Here is a 15,929-nt window from a genome sequence, read left to right on the forward strand (position 1 = left end):
CTTGAATCATGCCGATCGACAGGAAAGTCGCCCGCTTCAACCGGCGGTTCGCCAACCATCTCGTCGGGCCGCTGTTCAGCCGGCTGCCCGGGTTCGGGAAGGTCCACCACCGCGGCCGCAAGTCCGGCCGGGAGTTCGCCACGCCGGTCAAGCTGTTGGGGCGCGGCGCGGACATCGTCATCACGCTGCCGTACGGACCCGGCTCCGACTGGGTCAAGAACGTACTGGCGGCGGGCGGCTGCGAGATCACCACGCGGGGCCGCCGTATCCAGGTCGGCAACCCGGTCGTCTTCAGCGACGACGGTACGACCAAGATGCCCGCCCTGACCCGGCGGATCCTCTCCCGGGTCGAGGCCACCGAGTTCATCGCGCTGACCCCGGTCCCGGCGCCCGCGCAGGTACCGGCGGGCCGGACATGACCGCCGTCGGCCAGGTCACCCGCCCGCTGCGGGTGGCGCTGCTGGTCGGCTCGGCCCGCGACGGGCGGCTCGCGCCGGACGTCGCGGGCTGGTTCGCGCGGGTGACCGCGCGCCGGGACGACCTCGTCCTGGACGTCGTCGACGTCGTCGAGCACCCGCTGCCGGCGAGCCTCGACGCGGACGACCCCCGGGCGGCGGCGCTACGGCCCCGGCTGGCCGGGGCGGAGGCGTACGTCGTGGTCGTACCGGAGTACAACCGCAGTGTTCCCGGACCGCTGAAGACCCTCATCGACAGTTTCCAGTCGGAGTGGGAGGCCAAGCCGGTCGGCTTCGTCGGCTACGGGCTCGGCATGGCCGGCGGGGTGCGGGCGATCGAGCATCTGCGGCAGATCTTCGCGGAGTTCCACTGCGTGGGGATGAAGGACGTGGTGACGTTCCCGCGGGTGCTGGAGCACTACGACGCGGACGGCAACTTCCCGGCGGAGCCGGAGGGGGCCGAGGCCGCGGCCAAGCTGATGCTCGACCAGCTGCTGTGGTGGGCCTCGGCGTTGCGCGACGCCAAGTCACTCCGCCCGTACAACGCCCCGTAGGGGCGCGGGGCCGTATCGATGTGCGGCTGCCGCCGCGCGGGCGCGATCAGCCACGACGGCGCCGCAGTCGTCCACCGGCCGTCCGCGGCGGGAGGTGCCCGGATCCGCCGTGGAGCGTCCGCGGGTCCGTCGTGGCTGATCGCGCAGTTCCCCGCGCCCCCAGGGGGCGCGTCACCCGACCCCTCTTCACCAGGAGAACGCGATGGCTGCTGCCGCCGCTCCCGATCCGCTCACCCCCCTACTCGTCGCCGTGCCCGTGGTGATCCTCGCCTGCCGGGCCGGGGCCCAGCTTCTCAAGCGGCTCGGGCAGCCCCCGGTCGTCGGCGAGATCCTCGTCGGCATCCTGCTCGGTCCCTCGCTGCTGGGCTGGCTCTGGCCGGACGCGCAGGGCTGGCTGTTCCCCGCGTCGGCGCTGCCCTACATCGGCGTGCTCGGGAACATCGGGCTGCTCGTGTTCATGTTCCTCGTCGGGCTGGAGCTCGACCTCAAGTCGCTACGCGGCAACAGCAGAACCGCCGTCGCCGTCTCGCAGGCCGGGATCGCGCTGCCGCTGGCGCTGGGCGTGCTGCTGGCGCTCGGCATGTACAGCCGGTTCGCCCCGGACGGCATCGGGAAACTGCCGTTCGTGCTGTTCATCGCCGTGTCGATGAGCATCACCGCGTTCCCGGTGCTGGCCCGGATCCTGACCGACCGGGGCCTGTACCGGACCCGGGTCGGCGTGCTCGCGATGGCCAGCGCGGCGGTGGACGACGTCACCGCCTGGTGCCTGCTGGCCGCCGTCGTCGCGGTGACGAAGAGCGGTTCGCCCACGGACGCGCTGGTCACCGCGGGCTACGCGGTCGGCTTCGCGGCCGTGATGTTCGTGGTCGTACGACCGCTGCTCGCCCGGTGGGCGGCGCGGGCCGAGCGGCGGTACGCCGACGGTGTCGTGCTGGTCGTGCTGTTCGGCGGGCTGAGCCTGTCCGCGTACGCCACCGACCGGATCGGTGTGCACGCGCTGTTCGGCGCCTTCCTGTTCGGCGTGATCGCCCCGCGCGGCAGCCGGCGGATCGAGGCCGCCGCGGCCCGGATGCGGTCCTTCGCCGTGCCGGTGCTGCTGCCGCTGTTCTTCGTCAGCACCGGGCTCAAGACCGATGTGGGGCTGCTCGGCGGCAGCGCCACCCAGTGGCTGTGGGCGGGCGCGGTGCTCGCCGTCGCCGTGGTCGGCAAGTGGGGCGGCGGCACGCTCGCCGCCCGGCTCTCCGGCCGGGACTGGCGGGACTCGATGTCGCTGGGCGCGCTGATGAACTGCCGCGGTCTGACCGAGCTGATCGTGCTCAACATCGGGCTGGGTCTCGGTGTCATCGGCCCCGAGCTGTTCACCGTCCTGGTGCTGATGGCCCTGCTCACCACCGCCATGACCACCCCCGCGCTGACCCGCATCCGCAAGGGGGCCGACGAGGAGCTGGGACAGGAACCGGCCGGAATCGGCCAGGACGAACCCGCTCTGCAACCCGCGAGTACCCGCTGACCTGCGCCTTCGGGAGCGGCAGCGGCGTCAGCCCGGATCCGGCGCATAGTTCAAGCCCTGATGGTTGGAATATTGCTAGTTGGAAGCTTGATAGATAAGCAGGTTGACGATACTCTCGCAGTACGACGAAGCGGCAGTGAGGGAGAGAGTGATGAGCCAGGAATTCAAGAACCTCGACATGACGATGATGTTCGCGATCCACGACGCCCTGCGACGCGAGCTGGAGCGGATCGCCCGGATCACCGTGCGGGTCGACGAGGACCCCCGGCACGTGCTGAGCACCGCGGTCGGCTGGGAGCTGTTCAAGAAGTTCCTGACCGTCCACCACACCTCCGAGGACGACATGGTCTGGCCGGTCATGGAGGCGGCCCTGGTCGGCAAGGACGCCGAACTGGCCCTGCTCGCCGACATGGAGGCCGAGCACGGGGTCATCGACCCGCTGCTCGCCGACATAGACGCGGCCCTCGCCGACCGCGACTCGGGCCCGGAGCGCCTGACCGGCCTGACCGACACCCTCTACACCCGGCTCGGCGGCCACCTCGACCACGAGGAGCGGGACGCCCTGGCGCTGATGGACATCACGCTCTCCCAGGAGCAGTGGCAGGCCTTCAGCGCCGAGCAGCGCACCCGGATCGGCGACGACTCCTCCCGGTACCTGCCCTGGCTGCTCGACGACATCGGCGCCGCCAAGGTCGCGAACATCATCGGCAAGATGCCCGCACCGCTCCGCAACGCCTACGAGAACGACTGGCGCAAGGCCTACGAGGACCTCGACATCTGGACCCCCAAGACCGCCTCCACCACCCGCTGACCGGATCCCGAGGGTTCCGCTCGACACCCCCCAACCCTGAGACAGACACGGAGACATCCCATGTCGCTGCAAGACCGCACTCAGGCCGTCCCCAAGGCCGCGGCTCCGCCGCAGCAGGACGGCAAGCTCGGACTCGCGTTACTCGTGATCGCCACGGCTCAGCTCATGCTCGTCCTCGACAACACGATCGTCGCCGTCGCCCTGCCGAGCATGCAGAACGCCCTGGGGCTGAGCGAGTCCAGCCTCGGCTGGATCGTCACCGCCTACGCGCTCGCCTTCGGCGGTCTGCTGCTGGCCGGCGGCCGCGCCGGTGACCTCTTCGGCCGCCGCCGGGTCTTCCGCACCGGCCTGATCCTGTTCACCGCCGCCTCGCTGCTCGGCGGCCTGGCCCAGAGCGGCGAACTCCTGATCGCGGCCCGGGTGATCCAGGGCGCGGGCGCCGCGATCGCCGCGCCCACCGCCCTGTCCCTGCTCGCCACCACCTTCCCGGCGGGTCCCGCCCGCAACAAGGCGCTCGGCGTCTACGGCGCGATGGGCGGCCTCGGCTCGGTCGTCGGCCTGCTGCTCGGCGGCGCGCTCACCGAGTACCTCAGCTGGCGCTGGGTGATGTTCGTGAACGTCCCGATCGCCCTGGCCGTCCTGTTCGGCACCAGCGTCCTCGTCGAGGGCGAGCGCGAGCGCGGCAAGGTCGACGTGCCCGGCGCGCTCACCGCGACCCTCGGCTTCGGCTCGCTCGTCTATGCCATCAACCGCGCCGGCGACAAGGGCTTCGGTGACGGCGTCACCCTGATCGGCCTGGCTGTCGCACTCGTCCTGATCATCGCCTTCGTCGCCATCCAGCGCTCCAGCCGGGCGCCGATGATCCCGAGCGGTGTGCTGGCCGACAAGGGCCGGGTCGGCGCCAACCTGATCATGTTCCTGGTCGGCGCGGGCATGCTCGCCACCTTCTACTTCCTCACCCTCTACATGCAGATCGTCAAGGGCTACGCCCCGATGGTCACCGGCGTCGCCTACCTGCCCTTCGCCCTCGGCATGGGCATCGCGGCCGGCGGTCTCGGCCCGCAGCTGCTCGCCAAGATGCCCGAGCGCAACGTCGTCGCCCTCGGTCTGCTGATCGGCGTCGCGGGCATGGTCTGGTTCAGCTTCATCGAGCCCGGCCAGAACCCGTGGGCGGCCCTGCTGCCGGCCCAGCTGGTCGCCGGTCTCGGCCTCGGCATGGTCTTCGTGGCCGTCACCATCGTCAGCGTCCGCGGGGTCGCCCCGCAGGCCACCGGTGCGGCCTCCGGCCTGGTCAACACCGCCCAGCAGATCGGCGGCGCCATCGGTCTGGCCGCGCTGGCCGCGGCGGCCACCGCCATCACCGACCACGAGCTGCCGGGCAGTGTCCCGCACGCCCTGACCACCGGCTACTCGTACGGGTTCCTGTTCGGTGGCGGCCTGTACCTGCTGGCCCTGATCGTGGCCCTGATCACCCTGCCGGGCACGGCCCCCCAGCCCCAGCAGGACGGCGAGCCCGCTCCCGCTGCCCTGTGACCCGGCCCCGGCGGCCCCGCCCTGTCCACCCGGGCGGGGCCGCCGGCACCCCCATGCCGTCCCACCCGCACGACCGCCAGGAGGCCGACATGACCGACCGGAGCGAAGTCCAGGGACAGCGGCGTTCCCTCGCCCTCCGGGAGCCGGCCGCCGTCCGCTCCTTGATCGAACTGGTGCGCGACGATCGAGCGCTCTGACCCATCCGTGGCGCCGGGCGGCCCCGGGCGTTCCCGGGGCGGTGCAGCGGGCCGAACAGGGTGCGAGCCGGTGCATATACTCGGGCAGGAGGTGCTGTCTTGCGGCGTTCAGACGATACGGAGCGAGGTCCGGTGACCCGGACCGAGGAGGCCGCGGAGATCCCCGGAGTCCTCCCGGATCCTCTCACCGACTTCATCGGCTACCTCCTGCGCCGGGTCTACGCGCAGTTCGCCGCCAGCGGCGACGGCGGCGACAGCGACTCCCGCGACTTCCTGGTCCTCGACGCGCTCACCGGCCACGACTGGGAGTCCCAGCTCGACCTCGCGGAGCGGCTCGGCATCAACCGCACCATCATGGTCGGCGTCATCGACCGGCTGGAGGACCGCGACGAGGTGCGCCGCACCCGCAACCCCGACAACCGGCGCCAGTACGTGCTCTCCCTGACCGACCGGGGACGGGAGGCCGTGGAGGCCAGGCGGCAGGCCGTCGCCGAGCGGGACGCCCGGCTCACCGCCGTCCTGACCCCCGAGGAGACCGCCCGGCTCGACGAACTGCTCGCCCGGCTGCTGCCCGAGTCCGCGCAGCCGCTCGTGCAGGGCACCGAGTACCTGGTCGCGCAGGCCCATCACCGGCTGCGCAAGCACGGCGACGACAAGCTGGCCGGCACCGGGCTCAGGGTGCGCCACTACGGCCCGCTGTCCGCTCTCGACATTCTCGGGCCCATCTCCCAGCAGCGGCTCGCCGAGCTGCTCGCCATCACCGGGCCGGCCGCCTCCCAACTGGTCGACGAACTCGTCAAGCTGGGCCTGGTGCGCCGCGGCCGCGATCCGCACGACCGGCGCCGGTACGCCCTGGAGGTGACCGAACTCGGCCGCGAGCAGCTCGCCGTGGTGGCCCGGGCCGTCGCGGAACTCGCCGGGGACGTCTCCGACATGCTCGGCCCCGGCGGCGAGCAGGACCTGCGCGAGCTGCTGCTGAAACTCCTCGCCCCGACCCATTCCGGACCCGCATTCTCCGAGAACACCAAGTCATCTGTTTCCGCCAGGGGTTGACCCTCTGGCCAAAGGCTGTCACGCTTTATCCAGCGGCTGCCCCGCGCCTTTTTCCAGGCTCTTCGTAACGTTTCCAGGCTCTTCGAAGCGCCCTTCCGAATCTTTCCGGAAGGGCCACGAGGGGCCTTTTTTCATGCGGATTTCCCGCCCCCTGCGGAATTCCCGTTGCGCACCGCCCCTCGACGAAGGAGACAGTCATGGCCGCGCAGAAGACCGACGGCTCGCCCGAACCGGCGCGCATACCCGAGGACATGACCTACGACGTCATCATCCTCGGCTCGGGCCTCGCCGGCTCCGTCACCGGCACCATCCTCGCCAAGCACGGCGCCAAGGTGCTGCTGGTCGACGCGGCCGCACACCCGCGCTTCGCCATCGGCGAGTCCATGACCCCGCAGCTCGTGGAATGGATCCACATCCTCGCCGAGCGCCACGACATCCCCGAGCTGAAGAGCCTGTCCAGTGTCCAGGCCTCCACCCGAGACATCGGGCCCACCTTCGGGACCAAGGCGCACTTCGGCTTCATGAAGCACGAGGTCGGAAAAGAGCCCGACCCGCGTGAGGCCACCCAGCTCGCCCTGCCGAAGATATTCCACCAGAACAGCCACATGTTCCGGCAGGACAGCGACGCCTTCATGTTCCACGTGGCGATCAAATACGGCTGCACCCCCCGGCAGAACTGGCGCGCCAACGAAGTCGATTTCGACGACGACGGCGTCACCGTCACCGGAAAGAGCGCCGCCCCGGGCGCCGCGCCCGAGCTGTACCGGGCCAGGTACCTGGTGGACGCCTCCGGCTTCCGCTCGCCGCTCGCCGACAAGTTCGACCTGCGCGACAAGCCCACCGCCCGCTTCAAGCACCACTCCCGCTCGATGTTCACGCACTACGTCGGCATCAAGCGGTTCGACGACGTCAGTGGCCACCCGCAGGACCTGCGCCCGCCGGCCGACTGGCACACCGGCACCATGCACCACCTCATCGAGCGCGGCTGGTTCTGGATCATCCCGTTCGACAACCACCCCGACTCCCGCAACCCGCTGTGCAGCATCGGCCTGACCATGGACGAGCGCACCTACCCCAAGCCCAAGGACCTCACCCCGGAGCAGGAGTTCCAGCTCTTCCTCGACAAGTACCCGGCGGTCAAGCGCCAGTTCGTCGGCGCCACCCGGGTCCGCGAGTGGATCTCCACCGACCGGCTGCAGTACTCCTCGAAGCAGACCATCGGCGACCGCTGGTGCCTGATGTCCCACGCGGCCGGCTTCCTGGACCCGCTGTTCTCCCGGGGCCTGTCCAACACCATGGAGGTCGTCGACGCCCTGACCTCCCGGCTGATCCCCGCCCTCAAAGACGGCGACTTCTCCGCCGAGCGCTTCGCGTACGTCGAGCAGGTCGAGCAGGGCCTGCTCCAGTACAACGACGACCTGGTCAACAGCTCCTTCATCGCCTTCTCCCACTTCCGGCTGTGGAACGCGGTCTTCCGGGTCTGGGGCTCCTTCATCACCCCCGGCACCATGCGGCTGACCCGGGCCCGCCTCAAGCACTTCAAGGACCGCGACGCCCGGCACTTCGACGAGCTGGAGCAGGTGCCGTACCCGGGCCTGTGGTGGCCGCAGAGCGACTCGTTCAAGAGGATCCTGGAGGCCACCGCCGAGGCCTGCGAGAAGTACGAGGCGGGCGCGCTCAGCGGCGACGAGGCCGCCGACATCGTCTTCGGGCTGCTCAAGGAGTCGCCGGTCGTCAACCCGGTCTTCGGCTGGAAGGACGAGGAGCAGCGGTTCATCTACCCGTCCGTGGTGACGATGGCCCGCTTCCTGTACTGGGCCTCGGTCCAGGCCCCGCCCGAGATGAACAGCGTCGGCCGCGAGTTCCTGCTCGGCATCGTCAAGGCCGGGGCGAAGGTCCGCAAGCTTCTCTGACCCGCGCGGCACCCCCCGACCCACACCCCAGAAAGGGATGCGCATGTCCGCAGCAGCGCGGTCGCTGACCCGCGCCCAGGAGACCCGGACCGTCGAGCAGACCCGGACCGCCGAGCAGACCCGGCCGGTCGAGCCGACGAGTCTGCGTCGTGTGTGCGGCCTGTTCACGACCGGCGTCACGGTCATCACCACCGGCCCCGACGGCGACGCGGACGGCACCACCGTCAACTCGTTCACCTCGGTCTCGCTGGAACCCCCGCTGGTGCTGTTCTGTCTGCACCAGCAGTCCCGGCTGCACACGCTCCTGGAACAGAGCGGCGGGTTCACCGTCAACTTCCTGTCCGGGCGCCAGCAGCCGCTGGCCCGGCACTTCGCCGGGCGCCGGTCCACCGCCTTCGAGGGCGTCCCGCACCACTTCACCGAGGACGGGCTGCCCGTGCTCAGCGAGGCCCTCGCCTATCTGACCTGCACCACGGTCGACATCCACACGGCCGGCGACCACGACATCGTCATCGGCGAGGTGGTGGACCTGGGTGTGCCCGAGCACGGCCAGGAGCCGCTGGTCTTCTTCGACGGTTCGCTCGGCCCGCTGCAGTCGGGCACGGACCGCTTCCACCACACCGAGCAGGCGTCCTGACATGCGCCGGGTGCTCATCGCCAACCGTGGCGAGATAGCCGTGCGTGTCGCCCGGGCCTGCCGGGACGCCGGGATCGCGAGCGTGGCCGTCTACGCGGACCCGGACCGGGACGCCCTGCACGTCCGGGTCGCCGACGCGGCCTACGCCCTGGGCGGTGACACTCCGGCCACCAGCTACCTGGACATCGACAAGGTCCTGCGGGCCGCCCGCGAGACCGGCGCGGACGCCGTCCACCCGGGCTACGGCTTCCTCTCCGAGAACGCGGAGTTCGCCCAGGCGGTCCTGGACGCCGGCCTGACCTGGATCGGTCCGCCGCCGCAGGCCATCCGTGACCTCGGTGACAAGGTGGCCGCCCGGCACATCGCCCAGCGGGCCGGCGCCCCCCTGGTCGCCGGCACGCCGGACCCGGTCTCGGGCGCCGACGAGGTCGTGGCCTTCGCGGCGGAACACGGCCTGCCGATCGCGATCAAGGCCGCGTTCGGCGGTGGCGGACGCGGGCTGAAGGTCGCCCGGACGCTGGAGGAGGTGCCGGAGCTCTATGAGTCGGCGGTGCGTGAGGCGGTGGCCGCCTTCGGACGTGGGGAGTGCTTCGTGGAGCGCTACCTGGACCGGCCGCGGCACGTGGAGACCCAGTGCCTCGCGGACCGGTACGGCCACGTGGTCGTCCTGTCGACGCGTGACTGCTCGTTGCAGCGTCGGCACCAGAAGCTGGTGGAGGAGGCTCCGGCGCCGTTCCTGACGGCGGAGCAGACCGCCGAGCTGTACCGCGCCTCCAAGGCGATCCTGCGGGAGGCCGGGTATGTCGGCGCGGGGACCTGTGAGTTCCTGGTCGGGCAGGACGGCACGGTCTCCTTCCTGGAGGTCAACACCCGCCTCCAGGTCGAGCACCCGGTGACCGAGGAGGTCGCCGGCATCGACCTGGTCCGCGAGATGTTCCGGATCGCCGACGGCGAGGAACTCGGCTACGACGACCCCGAGCTGCGCGGTCATTCGTTCGAGTTCCGGATCAACGGCGAGGACCCGGGCCGCGGGTTCCTGCCCGCCCCGGGCACGGTCACCACCTTCGACGCGCCGACGGGTCCGGGCGTACGTCTGGACGCGGGCGTGGAGTCGGGCAGCGTGATCGGCCCGGCCTGGGACTCCCTGCTGGCCAAGCTCATCGTCACCGGCCGGACCCGCGAGGAGGCCCTTCAGCGGGCCGCCCGCGCCCTGGACGAGTTCCAGGTCGAGGGCATGGCCACGGCCATCCCCTTCCACCGGGCCGTGGTCAGGGACCCGGCGTTCGCCCCGCAGGACGGCCCGTTCACCGTCCACACCCGGTGGATCGAGACCGAGTTCGACAACCGGATCGAGCCCTTCACCGCGCCCGCCCCCGACACCGGGACGGCGGAGAGCGGTCGCGAGACCGTGGTCGTCGAGGTCGGCGGACACCGGCTGGAGGTCTCGCTGCCGGCGGTGTTCGGACGGGTCCCGGACCGGGTGCCGAGCCTGACCGGGGCGGCCGCGCCCCGGGCCCGCCGCCGTACCGCGGGCGGCTCCGCGCCGGCCGCGTCCGGGGACACGCTCACCTCGCCGATGCAGGGCACCGTCGTCAAGGTCGCCGTCGCCGACGGACAGACCGTCGAGAAGGGCGACCTGGTCGTCGTCATCGAGGCCATGAAGATGGAGCAGCCGCTCACCGCGCACCGCTCCGGCACCGTGACCGGGATCGCCGCCGAGGTGGGACAGGCCCTCGCCGCGGGTGCGGCCGTGTGCGACATCAAGGACTGAAGCAGCCGACGGATCGAGGACTGGTCGACGTGGCACACCTCACCTACACCGACGCCATGAACGGAGCACTGGAGCGGCTGAGTTCCGTGGGGTACGAGCACGGGCGCAGCTTCGTCAACCACGCCCCGATGGCCGCCGAGGCCCTGGCGCACATGGGATACGCCGACGAGGTGCCCGGCTGGGTGGAGGGGCATCTGCGCAGCCACTCCTTCCACGACGTGCCCGAGCGGCGGTTCACCATCGACCCGGCGGACGAGGCCGACTGGCGGCAGGCGCTCGGCGACTTCGGCCGGGTCGCCGACTGGACGGCCCTGTTCGAACGGGAGCTGGCCGAGAGTCAGTGGACCGACGTACTGGCCCGCTGGTGGCCCCGGCTGCTGCCCGGCATGTCCGGGGTGCTCACGCACGGGGTCATCCGCACCGCGCACGCGGTCCGTGCCGTGGTGACCGCGGGCCCCGACCACCGGATGCAACTGGCCGAACTCGCCCAGGGGCTGGGCTACTGGGCGGCCCGCTACTCGGAGGACGGGGTCGTCGTCGAGGAGCACCCGGGCGAGGACGGCGGCGGTGATGTCGCGGCGGCCCTGGACGAGCTCGTCGCCGAGTTCTCCGGGATCTACGCCACGCTCTCCCTGAACCACCCCGTCCCGCTGATCCACTCGGTCACCGGGCCCGCCGCCGTACGCCTGGTGGTGGAGCACCTTCCGGAGGCTCAGCGGTGGCCGTCGTACCAGGTCGCGCGGGCTGTCAGCCGCACGATGCTCGACTGGCTCCACGCCGTGCCCCGGCCCGCGGCCCCGCTGCCGGACGCCCCCGACGTGGCCGGTCTCTTCGCCGAGGCCGTGCAGATCGGCGACGAGCACGCCATCAAACTCGCCGAGGTGGCCGTACGGCACGAGGCGTGGGCGCCCGATCCGCGGCACGCGGCGGCCGCGCACGTGGCGAACCGGGCCATCGGGCGCCTCCTGCACCGCTGACAGATCGTCTTCGACGGTCCCGCAGACCGGACCGTGGGGACCCGTTACCCGTTCCCGAGGAGTGTCATGGACGCACAAGTCATCGTCGTGGGCGCCGGGCCGGCCGGCATGATGCTCGCGGGCGAGCTACGGCTCGCGGGCGCCGACGTCATCGTTCTGGAGAAGCTGCCCGCGCGCACCGGAGAGTCGCGCGGCCTCGGCTTCACCGCCCGCACCATGGAGGTCTTCGACCAGCGCGGACTGCTGCCCCGGTTCGGGGACATCGAGGTCAGCAACGTGGGCCACTTCGGCGGCCTGCCGGTCGACTTCGGTGTCCTCGACGGCGCCCACCAGGCCGCCAAAACGATCCCTCAGTCGGTCACCGAGACCGTCCTGGAGGAGTGGGCCGGCCGGCTCGGCGCGGACATCCGGCGCCGGCACGAGGTGCTGTCCGTCAAGGAGAAGGAGGACAGCGTCGAGGTCGAGGTGCGCGGCCCCGAGGGCGTGCACCGGCTGCGCGCCGAGTACCTGGTGGGCTGCGACGGCGGCCGCTCCACCATCCGCAAGGCCGCCGGCTTCGACTTCCCCGGCACTCCGTCGACGCTGGAGATGTACCTCGCCGACGTCAAGGGCATCCAGCTGGAGCCCCGGATGATCGGCGAGACCCTGCCCGGCGGCATGGTCATGGTCGGCCCGCTGCCCGGCGGCATCACCCGGCTGATCATCTGCGAGCGCGGCACCCCGCCGCAGCGCCGCGAGAAGCCGCCCACCTGGGCGGAGGCCGCGGCGGCCTGGCAGCGGCTGACCGGCGACGACATCTCGCACGCCGAAGCGGTGTGGATCTCGTCCTTCGGCGACGGGACGCGCCTGGTCACCGAGTACCGGCGCGGCCGGATCCTGCTCGCCGGGGACTCCGCGCACATCCATCTGCCGGCCGGCGGCCAGGGCATGAACACGAGCATCCAGGACGCCGTGAACCTCGGCTGGAAACTGGGCGCGGTGGTGCGCGGGCGGGCGCCCGAGGCGCTGCTCGACACCTACCACGACGAACGGCACCCGGTCGGGCAGCGGCTGATGATGAACACCCGGGCGCAGGGCCTGCTGTTCCTGTCCGGGCCCGAGGTGCAGCCGCTGCGCGACGTGCTGAACGAGCTGATCCGCTATCCCGAGGTCAGCAAGCACCTGGCGGCGATGGTCTCCGGCCTTGAGATCCACTACGACCTCGACGGGGGCGCGGGCGCGCTGCTCGGCCGGCGGTTGCCGAACGTGCCGCTCGTCGGTCACAAGAGGCTGGCCTCCAGCACGGAGGCGCTGCGCGCCGGGCGGGGTGTGCTGCTCGACCTCGCCGACAACGCGCGGCTGCGGGAACGCGCCTGGGGCTGGCGGGACCGGGTCGACGTGGTGACGGCGGTGGCGGAGGTACCGGCCGACAGCCCGCTCGCGGGGACCACGGCCGTGCTGGTCCGGCCCGACGGTTATGTGGCCTGGGCGGCGCCGGGCAGTCACGCGGATCTGCCGATGGCTCTTGAGCGGTGGTTCGGGCCTGTGCGGTGAGTGTGCCGCGGAGTGCGCTGCTTCGTGCGCTGCCGAGAGTGCCGCGTCGTGTCGTCGAACGGCCGCCCCGCCGTCGTGGCTGGTCGCGCCCACGCGGCGGCAGCCGCAAATCAATGCAGCCCCGCGCCCCCTTACGGGGCGCTTTCCTTGAGGAGTTTTCATGCACAGCACCCTGATCGTCGCTCGTATGGAGCCGGCTCACAGTCAGGACGTCGCTCGGTTGTTCAAGGAGTTCGACGAGACCGAGATGCCGCATCTCATGGGCACCCGGCGGCGTGAGCTGTTCGCCTACCGCGGGCTGTACTTCCACCTCCAGCACTTCGACACCGACAACGGCGGTGAGCTGATCGAGTCGGCCAAGACCGACCCGCGGTTCGTGCGGATCAGCGAGGACCTCAAGCCGTTCATCCAGGCGTACGACCCCGCAACCTGGCGGTCTCCCGCCGACGCGGTCGCCACGCGCTTCTACGACTGGGAGGGCCGGGCGTGAACGCCAGGCGAGTGGTCATCACCGGGGTCGGGGTCATCGCCCCCGGTGGTGTCGGCACGAAGAACTTCTGGAACCTGCTCAGCGAGGGCCGTACCGCGACCCGCGGCATCACCTTCTTCGACCCCTCCTCCTTCCGGTCCCGGGTCGCCGCCGAGGTCGACTTCGACCCGGAGGACCACGGCCTCAGCCCTCAGGAGATACGCCGGATGGACCGCGCGGCCCAGCTGGCGGTCGTCAGCGCCCGCGAGGCGCTCGCCGACAGCGGGCTCGACCTGTCCGGCGCCGACCCGCACCGGATCGGGGTCACCATCGGCAGCGCGGTCGGCGCGACCATGGGCCTCGACCAGGAGTACCGGGTGGTCAGCGACGGCGGCCGGCTCGACCTGGTCGACCACACCTACGCCGTCCCGCACCTCTACAACTACCTGGTGCCCAGCTCCTTCGCCGCCGAGGTGGCCTGGTCGGTGGGTGCCGAGGGCGCGGCCACCGTCGTGTCCACCGGCTGCACCTCGGGTCTTGACTCCGTCGGGCACGCCGTCGAGCTGATCCGGGAGGGCTCCGCCTGCGCGATGATCGCCGGCGCCACCGACGCCCCGATCTCCCCGATCACCCTCGCCTGCTTCGACGCCATCAAGGCCACCACCCCGCGTAACGACGACCCCGAGCACGCCTCCCGCCCCTTCGACGGCACCCGCAACGGGTTCGTGCTGGGCGAGGGGTCGGCCGTCTTCGTCCTGGAGGAGCTGGAGGCGGCGCGGAGCCGGGGGGCGCACATCTACGCCGAGATCGCCGGGTACGCCTCCCGCTGCAACGCCTTCCACATGACCGGACTGCGTCCGGACGGCGCCGAGATGGCCGAGGCGATCTCGGTCGCGCTGGGCGAGGCCCGGCTCAACCCCGAGGCCATCGACTACATCAACGCGCACGGCTCCGGCACCAAGCAGAACGACCGGCACGAGACCGCCGCGTTCAAGAAGAGCCTCGGCGACCACGCCTACCGGACCCCGGTGTCCTCCATCAAGTCGATGGTCGGGCACTCGCTCGGCGCGATCGGCTCGATCGAGATCGCCGCGTCCGTCCTCGCCATGGAGCACAACGTCGTGCCCCCGACGGCGAACCTGCACGCCCCCGACCCCGAGTGCGACCTGGACTACGTGCCGCTCACCGCCCGTGAGCACCGCACCGACGCGGTGCTCACCGTGGGCAGCGGGTTCGGCGGCTTCCAGAGCGCGATGGTGCTCGCCCGACCGGAGAGGAGCGCGGCAGCATGAGCACGCGCACGGTTGTGACCGGGCTCGGCATCGCCGCGCCCAACGGCCTCGGCACCGCCGACTACTGGGCGGCGGCCCGCGCCGGCAAGAGCGGGATCGCCCGTATCACCCGGTTCGACCCGTCCGGGTACCCGGCGAAACTGGCCGGGGAGGTCCCCGGGTTCAACGCCGTGGAGCACCTGCCGAACCGGCTGCTCGCCCAGACCGACCACATGACCCGGCTCGCGCTCGTCGCGACGGACTGGGCGCTGGCCGACGCGGACGTCGCCCCGGCCGACCTGCCCGCGTACGACATGGGCGTGGTCACCGCCAGCTCCTCCGGCGGCTTCGAGTTCGGGCAGGGCGAGCTGAAGAAGCTGTGGAGCCAGGGCAGTCAGTTCGTCTCGGCATACCAGTCGTTCGCCTGGTTCTACGCCGTCAACAGCGGCCAGATCTCCATCCGCAACGGGATGAAGGGGCCGAGCGGGGTCGTCGTGTCGGACCAGGCGGGCGGGCTTGAGGCGCTGGCCCACGCACGCCGGCAGATCCGGAAGGGGACGCGGCTCATCGTCTCCGGGGCGATCGACGCGTCCATCTGCCCGTGGGGATGGGTGGCGCAACTGGCCAGCGACCGGCTGTCCACGTCGGAGGAGCCCGAGCGGTCGTACCTGCCGTTCGATTCGGCCGCGGCCGGGCACGTGGCCGGCGAGGGCGGAGCGATCCTGATCCTGGAGGCCGAGGAGACGGCCGTACGACGGGACGCCCGGGTGTACGGGGAGATCGCCGGGTACGGCGCGACGTTCGATCCGGCGCCGGGCAGCGAGCGGCCGCCGGGGCTGCGCAAGGCCATCGAACTGGCCCTCGCCGACGCGGGCGTGGACGCGGCCGACGTGGACGTCGTGTTCGCCGACGCGGCGGCCGTGCCGGAGCTGGACCGGGTGGAGGCGGACGCGTTGAGCGACGTGTTCGGGCCGCACGGGGTGCCGGTGACCGCGCCGAAGACGATGACCGGGCGGCTGTACTCCGGGGCGGCGCCGCTGGACGTGGCGACGGCGCTGCTCGCCATCAGGGACGGGGTGGTGCCGGCGACGGTGCATGTCTCGCCGGAGTCGGGTTACGACCTCGACCTGGTGGTGGGGGAGCCGCGGCTGACCGAGGTACGGACGGCGCTGGTGCTGGCGCGGGGCTACGCCGGGTTCAACTCGGCGATGGTCGTGCGGGCGTAGGCCGCCGTAGGGGTACGCG

14 protein-coding genes are annotated in these 15,929 nt (G+C 71.5%); all 14 read left to right on the forward strand.

Annotated elements, in window-relative coordinates; genetic code table 11:
- The first annotated feature begins 8 nt into the window (after positions 1-8).
- A complete protein-coding gene (locus ABZ642_RS16580) occupies positions 9-419 on the forward strand; it encodes a nitroreductase family deazaflavin-dependent oxidoreductase (protein ID WP_360483567.1) in 411 nt (136 codons plus the stop codon).
- Positions 416-1,009: an NAD(P)H-dependent oxidoreductase gene (locus ABZ642_RS16585; protein ID WP_360483570.1), complete on the forward strand. Its 594-nt coding sequence runs from the start codon at positions 416-418 to the stop codon at positions 1,007-1,009. The genes ABZ642_RS16580 and ABZ642_RS16585 overlap by 4 nt, the downstream gene beginning before the upstream one ends.
- A gap of 202 nt (positions 1,010-1,211) precedes the next feature.
- Positions 1,212-2,519: a cation:proton antiporter gene (locus tag ABZ642_RS16590; protein WP_360483573.1), complete on the forward strand. Its 1,308-nt coding sequence runs from the start codon at positions 1,212-1,214 to the stop codon at positions 2,517-2,519.
- Between the two features lie 151 nt (positions 2,520-2,670).
- Positions 2,671-3,330: a hemerythrin domain-containing protein gene (locus ABZ642_RS16595; protein ID WP_360483576.1), complete on the forward strand. Its 660-nt coding sequence runs from the start codon at positions 2,671-2,673 to the stop codon at positions 3,328-3,330.
- 60 nt (positions 3,331-3,390) lie between these two features.
- Positions 3,391-4,863, forward strand: coding sequence for an MFS transporter (locus ABZ642_RS16600; RefSeq protein WP_360483579.1), 1,473 nt, complete (start codon positions 3,391-3,393; stop codon positions 4,861-4,863).
- A 329-nt stretch (positions 4,864-5,192) separates the two neighbouring features.
- On the forward strand, positions 5,193-6,113 hold the full coding sequence (locus tag ABZ642_RS16605) for a MarR family transcriptional regulator (protein WP_360483582.1): 921 nt from the start codon (positions 5,193-5,195) through the stop codon (positions 6,111-6,113).
- A 197-nt stretch (positions 6,114-6,310) separates the two neighbouring features.
- The gene (locus tag ABZ642_RS16610) at positions 6,311-8,026 is read left to right on the forward strand and encodes an FAD-dependent monooxygenase (RefSeq protein WP_360483585.1); all 1,716 of its coding nucleotides are present in this window, start codon (positions 6,311-6,313) and stop codon (positions 8,024-8,026) included.
- A 43-nt stretch (positions 8,027-8,069) separates the two neighbouring features.
- Positions 8,070-8,663 carry a flavin reductase family protein gene (locus tag ABZ642_RS16615; RefSeq protein WP_360483588.1) on the forward strand — a complete coding sequence of 198 codons (594 nt, stop codon included), beginning with the start codon at positions 8,070-8,072 and terminating at the stop codon, positions 8,661-8,663.
- A 1-nt stretch (position 8,664) separates the two neighbouring features.
- Positions 8,665-10,434 (forward strand): biotin carboxylase N-terminal domain-containing protein, encoded by a 1,770-nt coding sequence (locus ABZ642_RS16620; RefSeq protein WP_360483591.1) that lies wholly within the window; start codon positions 8,665-8,667, stop codon positions 10,432-10,434.
- A gap of 29 nt (positions 10,435-10,463) precedes the next feature.
- The gene (locus tag ABZ642_RS16625) at positions 10,464-11,411 is read left to right on the forward strand and encodes a hypothetical protein (protein WP_360483594.1); all 948 of its coding nucleotides are present in this window, start codon (positions 10,464-10,466) and stop codon (positions 11,409-11,411) included.
- Positions 11,412-11,477: 66 nt separating this feature from the next.
- Complete coding sequence (locus tag ABZ642_RS16630) at positions 11,478-12,944, forward strand: FAD-dependent monooxygenase (protein ID WP_360483597.1); 1,467 nt, start codon at positions 11,478-11,480, stop codon at positions 12,942-12,944.
- A 160-nt stretch (positions 12,945-13,104) separates the two neighbouring features.
- Complete coding sequence (locus tag ABZ642_RS16635; protein WP_360483600.1) at positions 13,105-13,434, forward strand: TcmI family type II polyketide cyclase; 330 nt, start codon at positions 13,105-13,107, stop codon at positions 13,432-13,434.
- Positions 13,431-14,705 (forward strand): beta-ketoacyl-[acyl-carrier-protein] synthase family protein, encoded by a 1,275-nt coding sequence (locus ABZ642_RS16640; protein ID WP_360483603.1) that lies wholly within the window; start codon positions 13,431-13,433, stop codon positions 14,703-14,705. Before ABZ642_RS16635 ends, ABZ642_RS16640 begins: the two co-directional genes overlap by 4 nt.
- Entirely contained in the window at positions 14,702-15,910 is a 1,209-nt protein-coding gene (locus ABZ642_RS16645) for a ketosynthase chain-length factor (RefSeq protein WP_360483606.1), read from the forward strand. The genes ABZ642_RS16640 and ABZ642_RS16645 overlap by 4 nt, the downstream gene beginning before the upstream one ends.
- Positions 15,911-15,929: the final 19 nt, after the last annotated feature.

This window comes from Streptomyces sp. NPDC007157 (genome assembly GCF_040634235.1).
In the GTDB taxonomy this organism is placed as follows: Bacteria; Actinomycetota; Actinomycetes; order Streptomycetales; family Streptomycetaceae; genus Streptomyces.